Source organism: Stieleria tagensis, from assembly GCF_024129865.1.
Classification (GTDB): domain Bacteria; phylum Planctomycetota; class Planctomycetia; order Pirellulales; family Pirellulaceae; genus Stieleria; species Stieleria tagensis.
In genome coordinates, this window is the sequence record NZ_JAMYFE010000033.1 from 1 (window position 1) to 20,158 (window position 20,158).

The following is a 20,158-nucleotide window of genomic DNA, read 5'->3' on the forward strand; positions in this document are numbered from 1 at the left end:
TCTCCCAATGGGTGGCATGCGAAGCTGGACGACCTCCAAGGCGGAGAACCGAACCTAATCACGCGTTCTTAGTTGACCCAATGATTTAGACAAAGATTGACGCTCAACCGCCATTAACGAAAGTTAGGGATCCCTTAAAGACGATCTATGGCATATAATTCGTCAGTGCCAGTCTGGCGAGCATCCGCTGCCAGGTTTGCACGATGTCCTAGCAGATTTGCGACAGTTTGACGTCGGATCGATCGCTCGAGCTGTCGCAGAGCCGACGAAAGAAAAAAAATGGATCTTTTATTTGTCGGAAATAAAGGGTGATTTCCACGAAGTAGCGTGTGTGGCGGGTTTTTCAGACCGCAATTCGGCATGCCGCGTGCTACGTGAGGCAACTGAACAGAAGTGAATTAATAGTCGGTCAAACTGAACCCCGGACGCATCAGGCGCGTCTAACAAGTAGCCAACGGGCTGCGAAACCCTGACTGGGTTTCGCTAGCAGATCACGATCACAACCACCCCCGACCGGAGGGTATCGAGATGTCGACTTCCAGCCAAAACCCGACGCCGAGCAAAAGCGGCGAATCGGTAAAACAGGTGATCACGACCAATTGGAACGAAATGTCCAGCGCGCTCTGCGACGTCAATCGCGCGGAGTTCACTGTCTGGCTGGAACAGGAACTCGATCAGCTAGAAGCCGATCTGGAGCGTTTCGTGACACAAAAATCACGTTACAGCGGCCGCCGCAGCTAACCGTTGTCGCAGCTAACCGTTGTCGCTGTGGGGATCAGTCCCGCGGGACTTCCACATTGCGGATCACGGCCAGTAGTTCCTCATCCACATCGCGGCCTTCGATTTCCGCTTCGGCACTCAGTTGAACTCGGTGCCGAAGCGCCGGTATAGCGACTTCGACCACATCGTCGGGAATCGCATAGTCGCGTCCGCTGAAACCGGCCAGCGTTCGTGCACATTGCATCAATGCCAAACCGGCTCGTGGGGACGCACCGATATGAAACGCCGGCCAGCCTCTTGTGGCACGCACGATTTTGTTGATGTAATCGACCAGTGCATTTTCCACGTTGACCGTGCCGCAGAGTTGAATCATCTGTTTGACGGTCTCGGGATCGGTGATCGTGCGGATCTCGTTCTCCAGCCGTACATTTAAATCAATCTGCTTGCTGTGCAATTTCAAAATATCGGCTTCCTGCGATTCGCTGGGATAGCCGACTTTTAGTTTGAACATGAACCGATCCAATTGGGCTTCGGGCAGGTTGTATGTGCCTTCGCTTTCGAGCGGGTTCTGTGTCGCCATGACCAGAAACGGTTGGGGGACGACGTGACTGGTCCCATCAATGGTGACCCGATACTCCTGCATGATTTCCAGCAGGGCTGCGTGTGTCTTGGCCGGCGAACGGTTGATTTCATCGGCCAACAACAGTTGAGTGAACACCGGGCCGGGACGAAATCGGAATTCGCTTTTTTGCATGTCAAACACCGGCGCGCCGGTGATGTCCGATGGCATCAGGTCGGCGGTGAATTGGATCCGGCCGAATTGGCATCCCAGCGCTCGGCCGAGTGTGCGTACAAAAAGTGTCTTGCCCAATCCGGGAACGGATTCGATCAGCACGTGTCCACCTGAAAACAATGCGGTCAGGGTTCCCAGTACCAGTTCGTCTTGGCCGACGAATAACTTGGCGACTTCGCTGGACAATGCTTGATACAGTTGTTCGACCGGCGCAAAACGTTCACTCTTGCCACGCGGTGCAGGCGATTGGGATGGCGGCCGCAAACCGGGGACATCGGAGTCGATGGTCGGTTGTCCGGTGGATGCGTTGTCGGTTGTCGGATCGGTCAAAACGGTCAGCCTTGATGGGGGGGGGCGGATAGGTCCGGCGTATCGTCAAGCTCTACTTTTTTCACAGTCGGATGGGGTTCGTCGATGACCCAGGGGCCAGCGGTTTCCCCACGCACGCGTTTCATATAGTCGCTGATTCGACGTTTGGCGAATAGCTCTCCGCCGCTTCGCCGCATCAATGTTCCGACAGCATCCAGGTGGTCGCCAAAATGGGTCAATACGCCGCGATCAACGTGGCGGGGCCGACCGAAGATTGGCATCAGCATTAAACAGATCACCAATCCCAGCAGGGCGATGTGAATGGTCACAAAACTGATCGGGAAAACGGTCAAGATTTCGGCGCCAGATGCACGGGGAATTTCTCCGGAAACCTCACTGATCGGTATGGAGACATTCGCTTTACTGAAACCGACGAGTGGCTCACTCTTGTCCGCGCTCAGTCGCAGGTCGCGGTCGATCGTACCGCTGTCGATCAACGTTTGCAGGCTGCGCTGGATTAAATCATCTGCCAGCGTTTGATTGGCCGTTTGGATCAAACCAAAGTTGGTCAGTAGTGATCCACCCGCGACCACCAACACCTGGGAATCATGCCAGTGTGCAGAGCTGATTTTGGCGACCACGGTGTCACCGGAATCCGTCTGCAGAATGGGATTCAATTCAACATCGGTGGGAGACGGTGAATACAGATCGTTGTTGGTCGTCCAGGACGCCGAACCGGGGCCAGCGGGTTTCCAAATGGCCGCACCTTGATGGGCAACGTTATCGGTCGCGAAGGGCTCCAGGATCCATTCGAACCGTCGCTCGCCAGATTGTTGAACTTTGGGAAGTGCCGCGAACCAACCGTTCGATGGTAGGGGGCCGCGCTGCAGTTGCCAGCGATGTTCGGCGATCAAACTCTCGGCATGTTTGCGTCGATACTCGAATCGTTGTTCCGCAGACGCATTGGGTCGTGCAAGTCGATAGTAGGCGGATTCGCTGCCGCTATCGGGAATCACATAGATCAATGTCTTGCTGCCCATTCGCAGCCAGCGGTCAAACCAAGCGGTGGTTTTGGATTCAATCCCCGAGGGATGTTCAGGGGTCCAAACGACAACCGACGTTTGCCGCGCCCGTCGCGTCAAACGATTTAAATCATGGGTTTCGAATCCGGCAGAAACAAAGGATTGTCGTAGCGTCGTGAAACCGTTGACACTGCGCTCTGCCAAAAAGCCTTGGCTGCTACCATAACCGGTGCTCAATCCACTCTCGCAACCGGTCACGATCATCAAGATCATCACGCAGTTCATCACACTGGCGAACCACCGCAGCGACGGTGCACGTGGACGGTCAGTTGCGATCGATTGTGAGCGTTTCATACCGCGGCTCCGCTCATTTGAACCGCTGATTCCAACTGTGCATTTTGTTCCCAGATTTCGGCAAACACATCGGAGGTGATTTCGTGACGCCCAAAGTAGGACTGTTCGAATGCATCAGCGGTTGCGCGCAAGATCGGGGCACAAGACGCCATGTTCGATCGTGTTTCGCGGACATAGCCGCCGTTGGTTTTGCCGCGGGCTAGCCGCAGGATGCCGGCCCGATCCAACAGTAACAACTGGTGCCCCAGCAACAAGATGATCGCTTGGTCAAATCGACCTTGCTGCATCAACCGCTGGCATTCGGATCGCAGATTCACATCGGTACGTCGCAGTTCCGGCGGAAGGTGCTTGATTCGTTCCAGCATTTGTTGATCCGGCAGCCCGGATGTTCTCGAGTTGGCTGATCCGAGCTCATTTGCAGGGCCACCGAGTTCCGCGCGCGAGAGGGCGTACACGATGATGCCAACGATTCCAAAAAGGGTGGCAGCCAACAGCGCCCAGCCGAACAGATTGGTCCAGGTCAACGAGGTTCCCAGTATCCCGCTATTGGTTTGCGGTTTGGTTCCCGTCGGCAAATTCGACGCATTGGGGACATCCGGTGCCGATAGCTTTTTCGGTTTGGGCAGCCAGCGACTATTGCGGTGGATCGAATCGTCAACGCGCGGGCGAATGGGGATTGGCCGAATCTGATTGGAGGAAGCGTCGTACCAGGGCGAACTGGAAAGTGTTTTCGAAACATCCACTGCCGGCGTCGCATCCCCGATCGCCGGCATCTGCATCGTCACCATGACGATCGCCAGTGAACACAGGGGCGTCCAGATCGGTTTTCCCCCGAGCTGTTGATTGATTCGCACGGGCATTATCGCGAACCTCCAATCGGAAGCGAACCACTGTTTGCCGGCATGTCCGGGATTGGTTGTGGTCGCACCAGCGCGGTTTCTTCACCAAATTGACGCATCGCCTCGGCGCGAACCGCCAGTTCGACGTCCCAACCCTCGAGCCGAATGCGAGTGTCCAGGTAGGCAATCATGCGGACGATCACACTCAGTCCACCGATGGTCCATAATGCCAACGGATACAACACCAATAAAGTAAACAGTCCGATGTTCCAGTATCCAGTCATCACGCCGCGCGCCCAAACCAGGGAGTAAAACAGACCGGCAAAGATCACGGCCAGGGTCGCCGCGACGGCAATCCAGCGGCTGCCGACGTCGCTGCCGGCCGGGCGATGCAATGCGCGGGCGCGACGGCCAAGTGTGATTTCGTGATCCAGATTGCTGTGCAAGGGACAGCGTTCCAGCAAAATCATTTCCGGCAGAAAGGGGCGTCCCGCACGGATCACGACGGCAAAGAATAACAACGCCACCGGCACGACCACGTCGAACATCGTTTGGTAGGGTTGGAACAGCCGGATGCCGACCACGATCATCGCTGGTACGGCCAACCGACGAATGCCCAGGCAATAAAACCATCGCCAAAACTGTTTTCTGGCGATCGTCAGAGCACTTTTCCAGCTCGGTTTGTGTTCAAAAACCGCTTGGCCCAAATAGATCGTCGTGACGACACCGGCCGCCGGCGTTTGCAAAAACACCAGCAGCGCCATCCACGATGCATAACGCAGCAGTTCGGTCGATGCCTGGCTGTCGTCTAATCCAAATTGTGCTTCGGTGATCGGGATCCAATACAGCAGCGCGGCGTTGGCGATCATCCACGGCCAAGCTCCCAAACAGAATCCGACCAACAGCAGTGTTGGATAGCGATGCAACAGGACCAGTGCCAAATCGCCGATCTCCGACAAACTCCGCACACGGATCGCAACATGGGTTTGATCAAGTTGCATCGACGCGGCCTCCGGCATGCGGGTCACGCGAGTCGACCAAATCGGCGTAGCGCGCGGTGCGAACCAGCGACGTGTCGGTGCTTTCACGGCGTGGGAAACCCAGAATCACAAAGTACATTGTGATCAGCCCGCTGGACACAATCGACCAAACGACTTTCACCAGATAGGGTGCGCCACTGGGTGACAGAAAGCCTTCGGTTAGCGCGGCCAAAATGAACATCACTGCGCTGGCGGCCATGATCGGTACCGCTTGGCGTCCGGCTTCACGCACCGATTCGACTCGCGACAGCCCGCGGGTGTGAAACAGTCCGACACCGAGTCGCAGCCCAGCGCCGGCCGACAACGCGATCGCGGTCAACTCAAACGGACCGTGTGCGGTGACAAATTCAAAGAAGTGATCGCCGCCTTCGACACCGGATCGCGACATGTAACCGAACGTTGCTCCCAGCACGGTTGCGTTGTATCCCAACGTGAACAGACAGGGAATCAGCAAGATGCCATAAGCAAAACACTGCAGCCCGATGCCGGTGTTGTGACGAATGTAAAACGCTGCGCGTGCCGAGTACTGGTCGGGACTGACCGACAACGGTTTTTCAAACGATGCCGACGTGGCCTCCAGCATTTTGGTTCCACAGATATTCTCGGCGAACGATGGGAAACGTTCCTCGGACGCGCCCAGCACCATCGCTAGCGCGAACAGTCCGAAAAACACCAGTGTTGCCACACGCACACAGCCGTCATTAAAAATACGTTGCGGTGCTTCTTCCAGCAGCAGTCGGACCCAACCGCCCGGTGACGCCGGTTGCGTGCGGTACAGCTGGTTGTGGGCACGGGCTACCAAGCGGTGCAGGTAGGTGACCGTGTTGGGCGGCAATTGATAAGCGTCGGCCAATGCCAGGTCCGCACATGCGGCGCGATACAACGACGAAAACCGGGCGACGCCGGCTGCACCGCGATGTTTGGCGCTGACCGATTCCGTTCGGCCACGCAACTCCATCGCCTCGCATAACTTTTCCAGTTCGGTCCAATCGACACGTCGTTTGTCTAGCAATTTGGCTACGTTCATCCCGGATCACTCGCGGTTGGCAGTGGCAGCGGTGCCGGCGAACTCGGTTGCCCGGGGATCATCGACTGATCGATTCCGGTCGGTTTACCGGCGTCTTTGGCCAACGGGCTGTAACCGGCCAAGGGTCCCAAATCAGCCGGTTCGCGATGCGATTCGGATAGAAACGTCTTGTAATACAGTGCGTAGAGCAGTAAATCGGGATCGATGTCTTTGCGAAAATCAAACCGCTGGATCAGCGGATCGGACAGGTTACGGGCGACCTCGCGTCGACGTTGCGGCGTTAAAAAGTGTCGACGTTCTACATAGGTCGCCAGCGTTCGCGCCATCTTGCGAGTGATCAAATAGTCGCCAGGAATGTAGGACGCCAGCGCCGGCACCCGGGCGTCATCGACTTTGGCGATCGGCAATTGCCATTTGCGCTCATCGACGACCACCATTGTACCGGCTGCCAAGTCACCCAAGCGTTGCATCCGCTGGGTCATCGTCATTGAAACCAGACCGATGATGCCGGTCGGAATGACGTACAGCGGCGGGATGTCTGGATTCCAGGTGTGAATCGCCGCGACCGGTGCCATGTCGGCGACCCGTAACAGGTTTCTTAGTAGGGCGCTACGCGGGGACACCGGGCGCCCATCGACTTCGATCACCCGAATTCCACACAGCCATTTGCCCACCGTCCGACCGTTGAAATAGGCTTCCAGAATCGTGCCATAAAACCAGTTGACCAAAAAGATTGCGATCAGGATGACCGCTTGTGCCAGCGGACCGTAAAAACTGGACAACAGATTCATCAGTCCAAAAAACATCACCGCAACGCCGCCGACCAACAAGATCGCACCCCAACGGACGGCCAAGTCGACGAGATAGGCAGGCAATCGCCGAAACGGTCCCGCCAATTGATATTCAAAAGCGATGTTCTCGGGCGTGACCACACCGATGGTCGTGTCGAGCGGTTGGACGGCAGCCATGCATACATTCAAGAGCGAAAAACGGTCAACTCGGTGGGCGCTTCATTATCGCCTGCAATGACCGGCCCACGCAAGCGCCGGCGGCGCTGGTGGGCTGACGGAAACCAACGTTGTGGGTTTCTCTGCTACACTCTGCCGCATGAACGAAACGATTCAACCCCCTCGGTCTCTAGGCCGAATTCTACTCGCCGTCGGACCCGGACTAATCGTGGCCGGATCGATCGTCGGCAGCGGCGAACTGATCGCGACCACCAAGACCGGTGCCGAAGCCGGTTTCAGTCTGTTGTGGCTGATTTTGATCGGCTGTGTGATCAAAGTTTTTGCCCAGATCGAATTCGGACGCTACGCACTGGTCAGCGGCAAAACGACTCTGACGGCCCTGGATGAAGTGCCTGGGCCGCGCATCAAGGGGCGGGGAAATTGGTTGGTGTGGTATTGGTTGATCATGTGGTTGGCCAGTATTTCGCAGCTCGGGGGGATCGTCGGCGGTGTCGGTCAAGCGTTGTCCATCAGTGCCCCGTTGACTCGCCAGGGCACACTCTACAACCAAGCCGCCGATGCGCAGCAGTTGGCCACGTTCAATGAATATCGCAATTCACATCAACGGATCGGTGACGCCGAAGTCGCTTTGCCGTCCGCCGTGGACATCGATCAAGATTTGCCCAGCGACCATTGGATCGTTTACGATTCCAGTTACCCCACCAGCGGCCAGCAGGAACATGCCACGCCCAACGACACTGCGATTTGGTCAATCATCATTGCCGTTCTGACCAGCGTTCTGCTGGTGATCGGCCGCTACAACTTGATCCAATCGTTTTCGACCGCCCTGGTCGCATCGTTCACGCTGCTGGTGGTCGTGAATGTATTTTGGTTGCAGAATGAGCCGGAGTTTGCGTTTAGCGCCAGTGAGTTTCTGTCTGGATTAACATTCTCGTTGCCTGAAAAAACGGGGGTTTCCAATCCGATCGCGACGGCGCTGGCCACGTTTGGGATCATTGGCGTCGGTGCGGCCGAATTAGTCGCCTATCCCTATTGGTGTTTAGAAAAGGGGTACGGAAAATACACCGGCCGCAATGACGGCAGCGAGCAGTGGAAGCAACGCGCTGCCGGTTGGATGCGAGTGATGCACGTCGATGCTTGGGGATCGATGTTGATTTACACCTTTGCCACCGTCGCATTCTTTTTGCTCGGTGCATCGGTGTTGCACCGCGTCGGATTGAACCCGGAAAAGGGGGACATGGTGCGGACGCTGGCGGTGATGTTCCAGCCGGTTTTTTCCGATTGGGCCGCGACGGTCTTTCTGTTTGGCGCGATCGCGGTGTTGTATTCGACATTCTTTGTTGCCAACGCCGCTCACGCGCGAACCTTCTCGGACGCATTGCGCGTGATCGGCGTGATCGGTGATGACCCGAAAACGTGGGACCGATGGATTCGAATTTTCAGCGGTGTGTTCCCGATCCTGTGCGTGGTGATCTTCATCGCTTTTCCAGCCCCGGCTCAACTGGTGTTAATCAGCGGCATTGCCCAGGGCATCATGTTGCCGATGTTGGCCGGGGCGGCATTGTTCTTTCGTTACCGGCGCCGAGTCGAAGGTTTGGAGCCGGGCAAGTCATGGGACGTTTGCTTGTGGCTGTCGGCCGCGGCAATGCTGGTGACCGGTGGCTGGACGGTGGTCAGCTGTTTGATGTAGGGCACGGCGGAAATCAATTGCGATCGGACGATCCTTCATTCATCACGCTCAGCAGCGATTGCCGAAGTTGTTCGTAGCAAGCTTGACGGGAGAACGAGGCCGTCATTTGTTGTCGGCCGGCGGATGCCAAGCGTTTGCGAAAGACGGAATCGCCGATCAATCGCTGCAGTGAATCGATCCATTCTTGATCGCTGCCCGCCAGTAGACCGGTGACACCGTCATCGATCAAGCTGCAGTTTTCGCCCAGCCGTTGACCGATCACGGCGGCTTCGGCTGACATGTAGACACGTGATTTCAACGTCCCGCGATACAGGGATTCTGCAACATCAAACATCGGAAACACACCGATGTCCATCGCCAACGCTTCTTGAATCATCCGCTGTTGGTCGTACGATGGGACCACGCTGTAACGCACGTTCTCAAACCGCGGAAGACGATCCGGATCCGCCCCCACCAGTCTCAGGTGAATCTGGTCGTGAGATTGGAAAACTGTTTCCAGTGGTTCGAAAATGCGGTACAGCGCATCGGCGGTGTATTTGCCACCAATCCAACCAATGCGGCAAACCGTGGGGTCTCGCTGAATTGAGTGACGGACGCGATCAAAGGCTTCGATTTGGGGCGCGTCTGGCACAACGAAGACCGTGTCGTTGAGGTCGCGGGTGTATCGGGCGGTGAACTCGTTTTCGCAAATCACGGCATCCGACGTCGCCAGCATTTCATGGACATGCTCCCAGCCTTGTTTCTGAAAGCTGGGCAGCCACAGGGCGTCGATCAAATCCGTGACCAATCGCGTGTCGGGTAATTTGGCCAGTCGTTGGTGCAGCGACCAGGAGGGGACGGTCATCATCACGACCAAATCACAGTCACGCGCCAATTGGACAATCTGTGATTCACGTCGCTGGGAAACCGCGGCTTCGGCGGCCAGCGCCGGACGCCGCAGACTCGGTCGCCATGGCCATCGTTGCATGACTTGGTTCATCCGCTCGCTGGTGCGACCGATGAACCTGGCGTCGATGTCAGGATCCTTTTCAACGCACTCACGAAACTGCAACCCCCGCACCATCGTGCTGGGTGTGGCCAGTGATTCGTAAACAAAAAGGACTCGTTTCACGTTCGCAGTGCTACCAACCGGACTGAATCACGTCGCACACGCGGTCGGCGTCGGCAACGGACATCTGAGTATGAAGTGGCAAGACCAAGTAGCGTTCTTCCATGGCGTCCATGTTCGGCAATTTGGCTTCGCGGAAATCGGAGAACACGCTGTAGCGATCATTGCGAAAATGTACCTGACCGGATTCGATCGATTTCGACCGCAGTTTTCGTTCCAGATCCTTGCGACGGTCGACCAGTACGGTGCACAGCCAGGCGGCATGCACACGGTCTTTAAAATGAGCACCGACGACTTCGATTCCATCCATTCCGGCCAGTCGATCGACGTAGCGTGCCAGGATCGATTTTCGCAGCGTCAGTGTTTCGTCAAGTGTCTTGAGTGCGGCCAAACCCATTGCCGCGCCGATGTCGGTCATCTGGTACTTGTATCCGATCTCGCGGATATCATTTTCCCAAGTCCCCCCCTGTTTGGCTTCACGGTCGATCCCGAACCAACGGATGCGTTTCGATTTGGAAACCAGGTCGGGATCGCGAATCATCAACATCCCCCCGTCACCGGTGGTGATGTGTTTGATCGCTTGAAAGGAGAACGCGGTGAAGTCACTGATCGCACCGATCGGACGTCCTTTGTAGCTCGCACCGACGGCTTGGGCCGCGTCCTCGATCAATGGAACACCGATTTCATCGGCGATCGCTTGCAGTGGATCCATGTCGCAGGGCAGTCCGCCGTAATGGACGCAGACAATGGCTTTGGTGCGATCGGTGACCAAGGTTCGGACATGATCGGGGTCGATGTTCAGCGTGCCTGGTTGGGCATCGGCAAAGCGGATTTTGACACCGTGGTACAGCAATGGAATATTTGTCGCCGTGCAGGTGAATACCGGCACGATCACTTCGTCACCGGGTTTCAGATCACACAGCAGGTAGGCCAGGTGCATTGCATCGGTACAGGAACCGACCGCAACAGGATGCTGAGTCGATCCGATTGCGTCGCGAAACGCTGTTTCAAACAATTCGACTTTGGGGCCCTGCCCGATCCACCGTGTTTGTAACGTGTCGGCGATTTCATCGATCGCCGTTGGCGGGATGTGTGGATGGAACAGTACCAGATTCTTGCCGTCGACCGGCAAAATCGAATCGTCTCGCGTATCGACGAATTTGGGCATATTGGGGGCTCTTACTTGATAGCTTCGACGCGAATGTCGCGCCACGATTGGCCGTGATAATGGGGTTCGGTCACGGTCACGTCGCCAAACCTAGCGTCCCGCAATTCGTGCTCCAAGTGCCACGCAGACCAACCAAACGAATACGGCGTGAAGCGGACTTTGTTCGAGATTTCGGAAAGATCGAAAGCATAAATTCCGCGAACGGCTTCCAGGTACCGCGACGGGTCACCCGAGGATTCCAGCAGGTGTTGGGCGCATTTTTCGATCGATGGCAATTCGATCACCAGTCGCCCACCGGGTTGCAGCAAGTGGTGTGCGTCACGAAAGAAATCACGCGCCTGCCACAGATTCAAATAGCTAAGTGAATGGACCATCAGGATTTCGCCGACGCTGTCCTGGGCGAATGCGTCACGCAATTCGTCGAACGTCAGATAGAAATCGGCACAGGCACGCGGGTCGGCATCGATATTGATGTAGTCGTCCAAGTGCATCGGACCGCAGCCCAAATTCAGTTTGACCTCGCGCCGCTGGACCAACGGGCCGGAGAGTCGGGGGACCACCTTGGGCCCTAGTACGGCGGTACTGGGCATGATTCGTTTGGCGATTTCGTAGCGTGTCCGTCGGCTGATTCGGGCGGCCAAGGTTGCCAGTTGCTTGAGAGGTCCAGCGGTCATTCGAGCATCACCTGCAAACCCTTTTTGATCGCCATCACACGCCATTTGAATCCCGTCCACGCACGCGTGCCTAGGCGATCACGGTGCATGGTTCGTTGATAAACCTGTTGATCGGCGACGGTGTAGGGCAGTTCCAGATACTCATGAATCCGACGTCCCGTTTCAACCGGTTCGCAGCAGAGTTCTTCGTAGCCGACTTCATGAAACCATCGATGAGCCTTGCCAAACGTTTCGACCCGCTCAAAATGAGCCAATGTCAATCGTTTCCAGTGGTCTGGATCCTTGTGAACACCGACGCCGGGTTTTTCACGATGCGACAACGATGCTGCGATGTCATCGGGGTCACGGCGGATGAACAAGATTTTGCTGTTGGGGAATACGTCCAAGTACAAGGGCAACAGGACGCATGTCCGTGCATCCTTGATTCCCCACGGTGAGGTGCCGTCATAGCCCCACTGCATCAAATCGATCCGCCATTGGTCCAGCATGAATTGGCCCACCGTGTCACGGTAGCTCATCACCTGTTCGACCGACAGGATGGGGTAGTTCGCCCAGTTGGAACCGCCACCCATCAACAGTTCGTCGTTGACGTAGTTAGAAAAGAAGTGGGACTCACACTGGGTGGCATTGTTGACCATGAACAAACCACAGGCATGCAGACAACGTGACAACGCCGTGCTACCGGAGTTGTGCATGCCCATCACCAGGACCGGATCCGGCGACACACCGTCAAACTGTGTCGGGATCGGTTTGCGAGTTTCAGCCACCGCTACTTGGATGCCTTGATCTCGGCGGCTTCGGTTTCCAGTTTTGTGATCTGGTTCTCCAGTTCTTTTAATTCGTCCAGGTCATCGGCCTGCTCACGTGAACCGGCAAGTTGCTGACGCAAACTGGCTAGTTTTTTGTTGATCACTTCCAGCCGCTTCTTCTGTTTCTTATCCACTCGCAGATCCTTGTCTATTGTCGTTGTCTGTTGTCGTTTCGATCATTTCCAGTCTTTGTCTTTGCCTTCGGCCAAGATCTGATGGATGTCTTCTTCACTGACTTTGTGTAGCAGTGCAAAGTGAGTGATTTCGCGTTCTTCGATTTGCCCCAGCATGCCCCGCAGTTCGATCCCCGCGGTGCCGCTCTTGGGGATTCGTTTCGCCTTGCCAAACGACGACGCCATCATTTGCTGGTAGTCGTGATAGATTTTTTGTCGCGTGGATTCTGGCAAGTCCACCACACGGTACTCGGGGGCCGTCGTTGCAGGCGCGGGGGCTGCGACTGGCGGTTGGGTCGCCGGTGCAGGCATTTTGGTTGCCCTGACGGGCGTCGACGTTTTGACGCTGCCGACCATCAGGAATCCGACCAGACCCAACGCGATCAGCGCCAGTGCGGATGCGCCCGCGGCGATCAGCACCCGTTGGCTGTTCTTGTTGCCGGCGGATTGCGATTCGGATTGGCTGTGGGTGGCGGTGTAGGGATTCGTCGCCGCGGGGGTTGCGGACGATTGGGTTGCCGGGAATACGTTTTGACACGATTGGCATTTGATCGATTGCATCGATGCGGGCACGTTGATCGCGTTTCCGCATTTCGGGCAGGTCACTTTCCGTACGGACATTTGAATCTCTTGGTAACCGGGTCAGTCATCTGATTGTTCCTGATCTTTGGCTTGTTGGTACAGCTTTCGGATCTGATCCAGATCGACGTCGACCGGTGGGAATTGAGGGTCCATGTCTTTCAGTGTTTCGGCGACGATCGAGGATACCGCGGCGTCGCGATACCATTTGTGATCCGCGGGAATGATATACCAGGGCGCGTGTTTGGGACTGCATTTTTGAAACGCATCCTCGTAGGCCTGTTGGTAGGCACCCCATTGCCGGCGGGCTTCATAGTCACCGGCGTTGAGTTTCCAGTGTTTAGCCGGATTATCCAATCGTTTGCGAAACCGTTCCAATTGTTCTTCGGGGCTGATGTGCAAATAGAACTTTAGGATACGGGTGCCGTTGGCGACCAGGCTGTGTTCAAACGCATTGATCATTTCATAACGTTCGCGCCAGACCGATTTTGGCACCAGGTTTTCGACACGGACGACCAGCACGTCTTCGTAATGGCTGCGATTAAAAATCGACACTTTGCCTTGTGGAGGCGTGCATTTGTGAATCCGCCACAAGAAATCATGCGCCCGTTCTTCGCTGCTGGGCACCTTAAATGGATGGGTGCGACAGCCTTGCGGATTCATTCGCCCCAAGACCTTGCGGATCAGACCGTCTTTGCCGGCTGCGTCTGGCGCTTGCAACACGATCAACAGCGACTGCTTCGCTTCGACAAACATCCGATATTGCAGGTCTTGAATCGTGCGGACGTTTTCGGCTGTCGCGGCTTGCGCATCTTCCTTGTCGTCGAAGGGGCCTTTGGTTTTGGTGTCACGCGATTTCAGCGAGATCTTGTCATCTGACCGAACACGATATTCTTTTTCAAAATTCATCTGCAGTCCGTCTCCTTGCCTACGATGTCGCCTGTTGCCAACGATTATAGGGCAATGCCGCAACCATGTCGCTCGGCCGCATCTCGGGAGCCGTTCAATCACTGCCACCGCCGGCCGCGGTCACTCGCTCACCGGCTCGTTTTTCACTGGATTCGCGGAACAGATCGGCGATCACATCTTCCAGCGGTGGGTCTTCCACGGCGACGTCTTCGATCGGGTGTTCGGCCAAAAATCGGGAGAGCGTTTTGGGGACTTCGGCGCGTGGCACCCGCACACGAACTTTTGGCCACGTTTCCGATAACACTTCGCCCAGTGAACGCAGGTCCGGTTGGTGGCCTTCGGCCAGCTGCAGCGTGATGATTTTGTAGCCGGAAAATGTATCGATGATGCCGGACAGGGATCCGTCGTATTCGATCCGGCCGCCGGCGATCACCACGACGCGTTTGCACAGTGCCGCGACGTCTTTCATGTAGTGGCTGGTCAGCAGAATCGTGATCTTGCGTTTCTCTTGATAGAACCGCAGGAATTGTTGGATGTTGTGCTGGGCGATCACATCCAGACCGATCGTCGGTTCGTCCAAGAACAGAACATCGGGGCTGTGCAAAAGAGCCGCAATCAATTCCATCTTCATGCGTTCGCCCAACGACAATTCGCGAACCGGTTGGCGCAGCAATTCGCGGACGTCCAATAGATCGGTCAGTTCGTCCATCGTGGCGCGGAATTGGTCTTCCGGGACCCCGTAGATTTGCTGCTGCAGTCGATACGATTCCTGGGCCGGTAGATCCCACCAAAGCTGGTTCTTTTGCCCCATCACCAGTGCGAACCGTCGCCGGTAGGCATCCTTGCGTTGCCAGGGGACATAGCCCATCACCGTCGCGTCACCACTGGTCGGATCGATGACACCGGATAGCAGTTTCAGCGTGGTGGTTTTTCCCGCACCATTGGGACCTAGAAAGGCGACAAATTCGCCGGCTTCGACCGTCAAATCGATGCCGCGGACTGCGTGCACCTCTTCATATTCGCGATGAAACAGCCCTTTGAAGCTCTCTCGCAACCCCTCGCCCTTGCGGTACACGCGGTAGGACTTGGTCAGGTTTTGGACTTCGATGATCGACATGGCGTAGGGGTGGCGCTAGAGAATGATCCGTTGGGCCGGTATTGTAGTGCTGGTGTGGATTTGTCACGAGCCAACCTAGCACTCAATTTCCGACGACCCCGATTGATGACTTCAGCACCCTTGCCCAACCTGCGAATCGGTCTGGGATACGATTCCCATCGGCTCGGTGAAGGCGGCCCGCTGCGGATCGGCGGCATCGACATCGACGGCGATCTCCACGCGATCGGTCACAGTGACGCCGATGTGCTGTTGCACTCCATCACCGACGCTCTGTTGGGCGCGGTCTGTGCCGCCGACATCGGACGTTTGTTCCCCGATACCGCAGACGAAAATGCCGGGCGTTGCAGCCGCGATTTTGTGCTCGCGGCGCTGGAGAAAATTGGCCAACAGCAAATGCAGATCGTGAACCTGGACTGTGTGATTTTGGCCGAACGACCGAAAATGGCGCCGCACATCGACGCCATGCGAACCTGCATTGCAGAAATGTTGGGGGTCGACGTCGCCCAGGTCAGCGTCAAAGCCAAAACGGGTGAGGGCGTCGGCGAAATTGGGACCGGACAATCCATCGCCACACGCGTCGTGGTGTTGTTGGCCGGGATCAATCCCGTTTGACTTTGCGCCACAGTCGCATTTCATTGGGACCGATGAACATCAACAGCAGCGCGCCGACCGCCGCGTAACGATCAAACACGTCCTCGTGGAATTCGTCTTCGCCCGGCCAGGGGTAGGAATACACGAGCGCAAAATCGTCCAACTCCAATCCCCAAAGATCGTAAGCCGATTGGCCGCTATGGCCCAGCGAAGGCAGCGTCGGATCAAATGCCAATTCCTCCGCACCAGCTGGCAGAAAGTTGCCGGTGCACAAATCGATCTGCGCCGGCCAGGACGCGATGGTCTGAGTCGCCTGTGGAATCAAATCTGGATGGGCTTCGATACCGTGCGCGTTCCAGCCCAGTTGGTCGGCCAGGCAACAGACCGCGGCAAAGCCACATCCCCATTCAACGAACCGTCGACCGATCGTGGGCTGGTGGTCCTGTAGCCAAACCAACGTCTGGTAGACCAGTTCATAGTCAGCGGCGACAAACTGTTCGGCTTGGTGTTGGTCCCAGCGATCATGAAACGCTTCGATCCGGGAACGCATCAACGCGAGTTGGTCGGCGATCGAGGGTGGAATCGGCAGCGTGTTGATGTGTGACGGCAGTTCGATCGGATGTAGCATACGAGTTTCAGTGTTGACCAGCGACCGCTGCCAGTTCATCGAGCACCTCACGACGCAGCCGGGAAATGTCGTTGCAGTCATCGACGTCGTCTGGTTTTAGATAGAGTTTTTCGTCCCCCAGCGACTGCTCCGGCGCGTCGTCAACATAGAACCAGGTGGCTGTGGTCACGGCAGCACGGGCTCTGTCGGATTCCGTTTGAATCATCGGCGCGAACGGTTCATCATTGTGGCACCATTGCTCGGGCGTGACCAAGGGCCGGCGGTCAGCGATACGAGCTAACAATTCGGGCAACTCGTCTGCCGTTTGCAACGTCGGGATTCGTAGCGGCCCGCCGCTGGAAACGATCAGCGGTAGCCGTATGTCTTGGCTGCGCAGCGGGCCTTGGCGGTGGCCGATCCATCCGTTCTGGCCGAGTGAAAAACCGCTGGAACCCGCCACGACGATCGTGGCCTTTCGTTTTTCTAATGCTTGGCACAGTGAATCCAGCATCGTGTCGAGCACGCGGACTTGGGCGGCGTAGCGCTCGGTCCAGGCGAACGGCATGTCGGGGTCGTCTTGGTCCGGGTGTAACCGCAGTGAGGGAACATCGGTCCGACTGGGCAATCGAAACGGTTCAACCGGTTCCGTCTGGGATTCGGATCCGTCGTCTTGGTCGCTGGCGTGTTCAATCGGTTCCAGCGGACCCTCGTCGTCGATTTCCTCCAACGGTGCGTCCCAGATGTCACGCAGGGCAGCGCTGTGCAGCCATAGCAGACTGGTTTGTGAATCGATTTCGTTGATTGCTGCCGTAAAGGACTGTGCCAGCGTCGTCTGCTCGATCGATTCGGCAGGTGTTTCCAGCCGGTTCGGGCGCAGGTGAATCACGGACTGAAAATTTTGGGATTGCTCGGGGACCGTCAGTGTTTGGTCGTCGGTCAGAAAATAACTGCGACCGCGACGGTTGGCTTGGTCGATCACCGCAGCGGACTGACACAACCAAGACGTGATCAATCCCCGCGGGCGATCGATCGGTGACGTCCAGCGATCCCAGACCAGTCCGTCGGCGGCCAAGGCATCGATCGCCGGTGTCTGATTCCAAGAACAGCCGTAACATCCCAGCGGTGACGTCGCCAATCCCTCCAGTGAGACGACAACAGTGATCGGCGGTCGAAGGGGCAGTTTTGGCACGGGCGACAATGCGAAACGAGGAAGCTGGGCAACAGGGTAACGGTAGCGGCTGGCAGCCAGCAAATCCAGGGTCCGATGCAACGGCACCCACACTCCGAATAATCGTTAGACACTTTGCGATTGGTACGGGGCAGGGCGGTGTGCCGATTGATGGGGGGAGGCGTGCCTGAGTGCCTGGGTGGGTGACGTAGCGTTTAGCCAGCGGGGGTGTCTCTCTTTCCACACACAGTCTCTTGCCACCGATGGTTGCCCGATGATCCCGACTACGCCACTGACTGATTCGTTTGGTCCTGTCGATCCGGTCGTTTTAGTGCCGCCACAGAAAGCGGCCGGCGAACAAGCCGCGGCGGCGGTGCTGCCGGCATTGCCGCGGCGTCGGGTCTGGCAGGTGCCGTTTGACTGTGTGACTGCAGCGCAGGCGGTCGACCGGATCGAAGCGTTGGTCCGCCGTGGCACGCCCAGTTATGTGATCACCGCGAATTTGAATTACGTGATGCTGCATCATCAGCAGGACGATTTGCGGGAAATCACCGAATCAGCCGATTTGATTTTGGCTGACGGGCAACCGATCGTCTGGCGCAGCAAATTCGGTCAGCTCAAATTGCCGCAGCGTGTTGCCGGCAGTGAAATGATCTATGACTTGGCCGCTCGGGCCTCACGCAATGGTTGGGGCATCTATTTTTTAGGCGGGCAACCCGGCGTCGCGCAGCGCTGCGCGGTGCAATTGAAAAAGGAATACCCAGGGATGCGGATCGCTGGCATCGAGTCGCCGCCATTTCGCGAGTTAACGCCGCAGGAACAGCTTGACCAAGATCGACGGATACAAAATTCCGGTGCGGCCCTGCTGTTGGTCGCGTTTGGCCAACCCAAGGGCGAACGCTGGATCCATCAACACTACAAGCGTCTGAGAGTCCCGGTCAGTATCCAACTGGGCGCGTCGTTTGATTTTGTGGCCGGCAACGCAACCCGGGCACCCGCGTGGTTGGGGCGACTGGGATGTGAATGGGCCTATCGAATGTGCAGCGATCCCAAGCGACTGGTCCCCCGATATTGGTCCAACGCAAAATTCCTTAGCCGAGCGTTAGTCAACGACTGGATTCAACAGGTCCGCGATCTTAAAGGGTGTCAAACACCTTAGCTCATGACCATTTCCATTGCTTTCTTAATCCCTATGAGGGTATTGCGAGCAGGGGGCACGGCGCGTGGCGAAGGACCTTGTCGGTGGTTGTACCGCGAAGGACATCTAAAAAGCCGTGAACGCCCTCGGTGACCATCACGATCACGTTGCACTTGTTCTCGGCGGCGAACGCCGTGATTTCGGTAGCCGGATCACCTGATGGGATAACGACTTGCTCGACTTGCCAAGGGCCATCGGGAACGGCAACCGATGGCATCGTGCTCGAACCGACATGCAGTAACGTCAGTTTTGCATCTTCCGTTCCGTATGCTTGGAGAGCACGCATTGCGCGATCGATCGCTTCGTCCGGTCGAGGTTGATGATCAACCGGAACCAGGATGCGTCTCATCGTGACTTCACCCGTCTCGAGCGAAACACAACCATGACTGTTCGTGGGAACAAATAGAGTTGGTACATGGGCCTTGTGGGCAATCTTTTCAGCCGTCGAAGGATGGATCCACGCTGAAATGCCGTCGCGTCCATGTGTTGAAAGTACCAGGAAATCGATCGGGCGCTGGTCGAGATAGTCAACGATCGAACTCACCACATCTTTTTGTTCGGCAATCACTTTTTCGACGCCCACCCCGATCTTGTCCTGGATCTCTCGGCGCGCCGTTCCAGGTTCGATCAGTTTCCAACGCTCAAGTGTTTTTCGAACCGCCGGAAAACGGTCCCAATCCTCGTAGCTGTCTTCACCGACGTGAAGCAAAGAGAGGTTGGCTTTGTTTGTCGTGGCCAGACGAAGTGCATGCGCGAAAGCAAGCTGCGAACTGGCTGAAAAATCCGTGGGATGGAGAATGAATCGTGCGGGTGTCGTGGACATCGTTGCAAATAAACTCGTGGGTGTGTTACTCGACGTGTCGAAAGATAAGGCGATGACTCAGGATCCGTGCAAGGCAGCAGTGTTGGCAAGATTCGGTGTCATTGCAACAAAAGATCTGCACAAGTTCTGCAGAAAGTCTGAACGAGAAAACATGTTGCGCACGTTAAAGGGTCTGCCAGAGCAGTTTGGGACGACGTGCACCGACAGAGAGGAAAGAGGCAAACCGCTTTGTTCTCAGGTGAAGCCCAGTGCCCATAGGGCACCGATGAGTATCAAGATCAATCCACTCGCTTGGTAGAAGTGATGCACCGCATGGCCCTCTCCCCACAACAATCTTGAGCGTGCGACCATCAGCCGATAGATGCTGAAGTTGCTTTTCAGTGTTCCGCAAACCAGCATGAATAGGCCCGCCGAAGCCATCAGGAGTCCCCAGAGTACGTGCATTGTGATGGCTCCGCAACGGTGTCCGACA

The 20,158-nt window shown here is 56.5% G+C and carries 22 protein-coding genes; 4 read left to right on the forward strand and 18 right to left on the reverse strand.

Annotation, left to right across the window (positions count from 1 at the left end; translation table 11 throughout):
* Positions 1-528: 528 nt before the first annotated feature.
* Positions 529-741 (forward strand): hypothetical protein, encoded by a 213-nt coding sequence (locus NHH03_RS06595; protein ID WP_253154969.1) that lies wholly within the window; start codon positions 529-531, stop codon positions 739-741.
* A 34-nt stretch (positions 742-775) separates the two neighbouring features.
* Here NHH03_RS06595 and NHH03_RS06600 read toward each other — a convergent pair whose 3' ends face one another.
* The 6 genes from NHH03_RS06600 to NHH03_RS06625 are packed head-to-tail and all read right to left on the reverse strand — an operon-like array spanning position 776 to position 7,072.
* On the reverse strand, positions 776-1,843 hold the full coding sequence (locus NHH03_RS06600) for an AAA family ATPase (protein ID WP_390895522.1): 1,068 nt from the start codon (positions 1,841-1,843) through the stop codon (positions 776-778).
* A gap of 5 nt (positions 1,844-1,848) precedes the next feature.
* Entirely contained in the window at positions 1,849-3,198 is a 1,350-nt protein-coding gene (locus NHH03_RS06605; protein ID WP_253154970.1) for a hypothetical protein, read from the reverse strand.
* The gene (locus NHH03_RS06610) at positions 3,195-4,058 is read right to left on the reverse strand and encodes a DUF4129 domain-containing protein (RefSeq protein WP_253154971.1); all 864 of its coding nucleotides are present in this window, start codon (positions 4,056-4,058) and stop codon (positions 3,195-3,197) included. Before NHH03_RS06610 ends, NHH03_RS06605 begins: the two co-directional genes overlap by 4 nt.
* Positions 4,058-5,038 (reverse strand): hypothetical protein, encoded by a 981-nt coding sequence (locus NHH03_RS06615; protein WP_253154972.1) that lies wholly within the window; start codon positions 5,036-5,038, stop codon positions 4,058-4,060. Before NHH03_RS06615 ends, NHH03_RS06610 begins: the two co-directional genes overlap by 1 nt.
* Complete coding sequence (locus NHH03_RS06620; protein ID WP_253154973.1) at positions 5,028-6,104, reverse strand: stage II sporulation protein M; 1,077 nt, start codon at positions 6,102-6,104, stop codon at positions 5,028-5,030. Before NHH03_RS06620 ends, NHH03_RS06615 begins: the two co-directional genes overlap by 11 nt.
* Positions 6,101-7,072, reverse strand: a complete 972-nt coding sequence (locus NHH03_RS06625; protein WP_253154974.1) for an RDD family protein — start codon at positions 7,070-7,072, stop codon at positions 6,101-6,103. Before NHH03_RS06625 ends, NHH03_RS06620 begins: the two co-directional genes overlap by 4 nt.
* A 208-nt stretch (positions 7,073-7,280) precedes the next feature.
* Here NHH03_RS06625 and NHH03_RS06630 point away from each other — a divergent pair, with 208 nt between their 5' ends.
* Complete coding sequence (locus tag NHH03_RS06630; RefSeq protein ID WP_253154975.1) at positions 7,281-8,762, forward strand: Nramp family divalent metal transporter; 1,482 nt, start codon at positions 7,281-7,283, stop codon at positions 8,760-8,762.
* A gap of 13 nt (positions 8,763-8,775) precedes the next feature.
* On the opposite strand, the gene NHH03_RS06635 is transcribed toward NHH03_RS06630, so the two are convergent.
* The 8 genes from NHH03_RS06635 to NHH03_RS06670 form a co-directional block, all read right to left on the reverse strand.
* Positions 8,776-9,873 (reverse strand): glycosyltransferase family 4 protein, encoded by a 1,098-nt coding sequence (locus NHH03_RS06635; protein ID WP_253154976.1) that lies wholly within the window; start codon positions 9,871-9,873, stop codon positions 8,776-8,778.
* 10 nt (positions 9,874-9,883) lie between these two features.
* Positions 9,884-11,038 carry a DegT/DnrJ/EryC1/StrS family aminotransferase gene (locus NHH03_RS06640; protein ID WP_253154977.1) on the reverse strand — a complete coding sequence of 385 codons (1,155 nt, stop codon included), beginning with the start codon at positions 11,036-11,038 and terminating at the stop codon, positions 9,884-9,886.
* An 11-nt stretch (positions 11,039-11,049) separates the two neighbouring features.
* A complete protein-coding gene (locus tag NHH03_RS06645) occupies positions 11,050-11,712 on the reverse strand; it encodes a hypothetical protein (RefSeq protein WP_253154978.1) in 663 nt (220 codons plus the stop codon).
* On the reverse strand, positions 11,709-12,479 hold the full coding sequence (locus tag NHH03_RS06650) for a sulfotransferase (RefSeq protein WP_253154979.1): 771 nt from the start codon (positions 12,477-12,479) through the stop codon (positions 11,709-11,711). The genes NHH03_RS06645 and NHH03_RS06650 overlap by 4 nt, the downstream gene beginning before the upstream one ends.
* 2 nt (positions 12,480-12,481) lie before the next feature.
* Positions 12,482-12,655 carry a hypothetical protein gene (locus NHH03_RS06655; RefSeq protein ID WP_253154980.1) on the reverse strand — a complete coding sequence of 58 codons (174 nt, stop codon included), beginning with the start codon at positions 12,653-12,655 and terminating at the stop codon, positions 12,482-12,484.
* Between the two features lie 42 nt (positions 12,656-12,697).
* Positions 12,698-13,315, reverse strand: a complete 618-nt coding sequence (locus NHH03_RS06660) for a zinc-ribbon domain-containing protein (RefSeq protein WP_253154981.1) — start codon at positions 13,313-13,315, stop codon at positions 12,698-12,700.
* 21 nt (positions 13,316-13,336) lie between these two features.
* The gene (locus NHH03_RS06665; RefSeq protein ID WP_253154982.1) at positions 13,337-14,182 is read right to left on the reverse strand and encodes a polyphosphate kinase 2 family protein; all 846 of its coding nucleotides are present in this window, start codon (positions 14,180-14,182) and stop codon (positions 13,337-13,339) included.
* Positions 14,183-14,276: 94 nt separating this feature from the next.
* A complete protein-coding gene (locus NHH03_RS06670) occupies positions 14,277-15,299 on the reverse strand; it encodes an ABC transporter ATP-binding protein (RefSeq protein WP_253154983.1) in 1,023 nt (340 codons plus the stop codon).
* A 105-nt stretch (positions 15,300-15,404) separates the two neighbouring features.
* Here NHH03_RS06670 and ispF point away from each other — a divergent pair, with 105 nt between their 5' ends.
* Positions 15,405-15,911, forward strand: coding sequence for a 2-C-methyl-D-erythritol 2,4-cyclodiphosphate synthase (gene ispF / locus NHH03_RS06675; protein WP_253154984.1), 507 nt, complete (start codon positions 15,405-15,407; stop codon positions 15,909-15,911).
* On the opposite strand, the gene NHH03_RS06680 is transcribed toward ispF, so the two are convergent.
* A complete protein-coding gene (locus NHH03_RS06680) occupies positions 15,898-16,518 on the reverse strand; it encodes a class I SAM-dependent methyltransferase (protein ID WP_253154985.1) in 621 nt (206 codons plus the stop codon). The genes ispF and NHH03_RS06680 overlap by 14 nt on opposite strands.
* A gap of 7 nt (positions 16,519-16,525) precedes the next feature.
* On the reverse strand, positions 16,526-17,773 hold the full coding sequence (locus NHH03_RS06685) for a hypothetical protein (RefSeq protein WP_253154986.1): 1,248 nt from the start codon (positions 17,771-17,773) through the stop codon (positions 16,526-16,528).
* Positions 17,774-17,939: 166 nt separating this feature from the next.
* Between NHH03_RS06685 and NHH03_RS06690 the strand changes: the two genes are divergently transcribed.
* Positions 17,940-18,824 carry a WecB/TagA/CpsF family glycosyltransferase gene (locus NHH03_RS06690; RefSeq protein WP_253154987.1) on the forward strand — a complete coding sequence of 295 codons (885 nt, stop codon included), beginning with the start codon at positions 17,940-17,942 and terminating at the stop codon, positions 18,822-18,824.
* Between the two features lie 31 nt (positions 18,825-18,855).
* Here the strand turns inward: NHH03_RS06690 and NHH03_RS06695 are convergent, their stop codons facing one another.
* On the reverse strand, positions 18,856-19,686 hold the full coding sequence (locus NHH03_RS06695) for a universal stress protein (protein WP_253154988.1): 831 nt from the start codon (positions 19,684-19,686) through the stop codon (positions 18,856-18,858).
* Positions 19,687-19,920: 234 nt separating this feature from the next.
* Complete coding sequence (locus NHH03_RS06700; RefSeq protein WP_253154989.1) at positions 19,921-20,130, reverse strand: hypothetical protein; 210 nt, start codon at positions 20,128-20,130, stop codon at positions 19,921-19,923.
* Positions 20,131-20,158 lie beyond the last annotated feature (28 nt).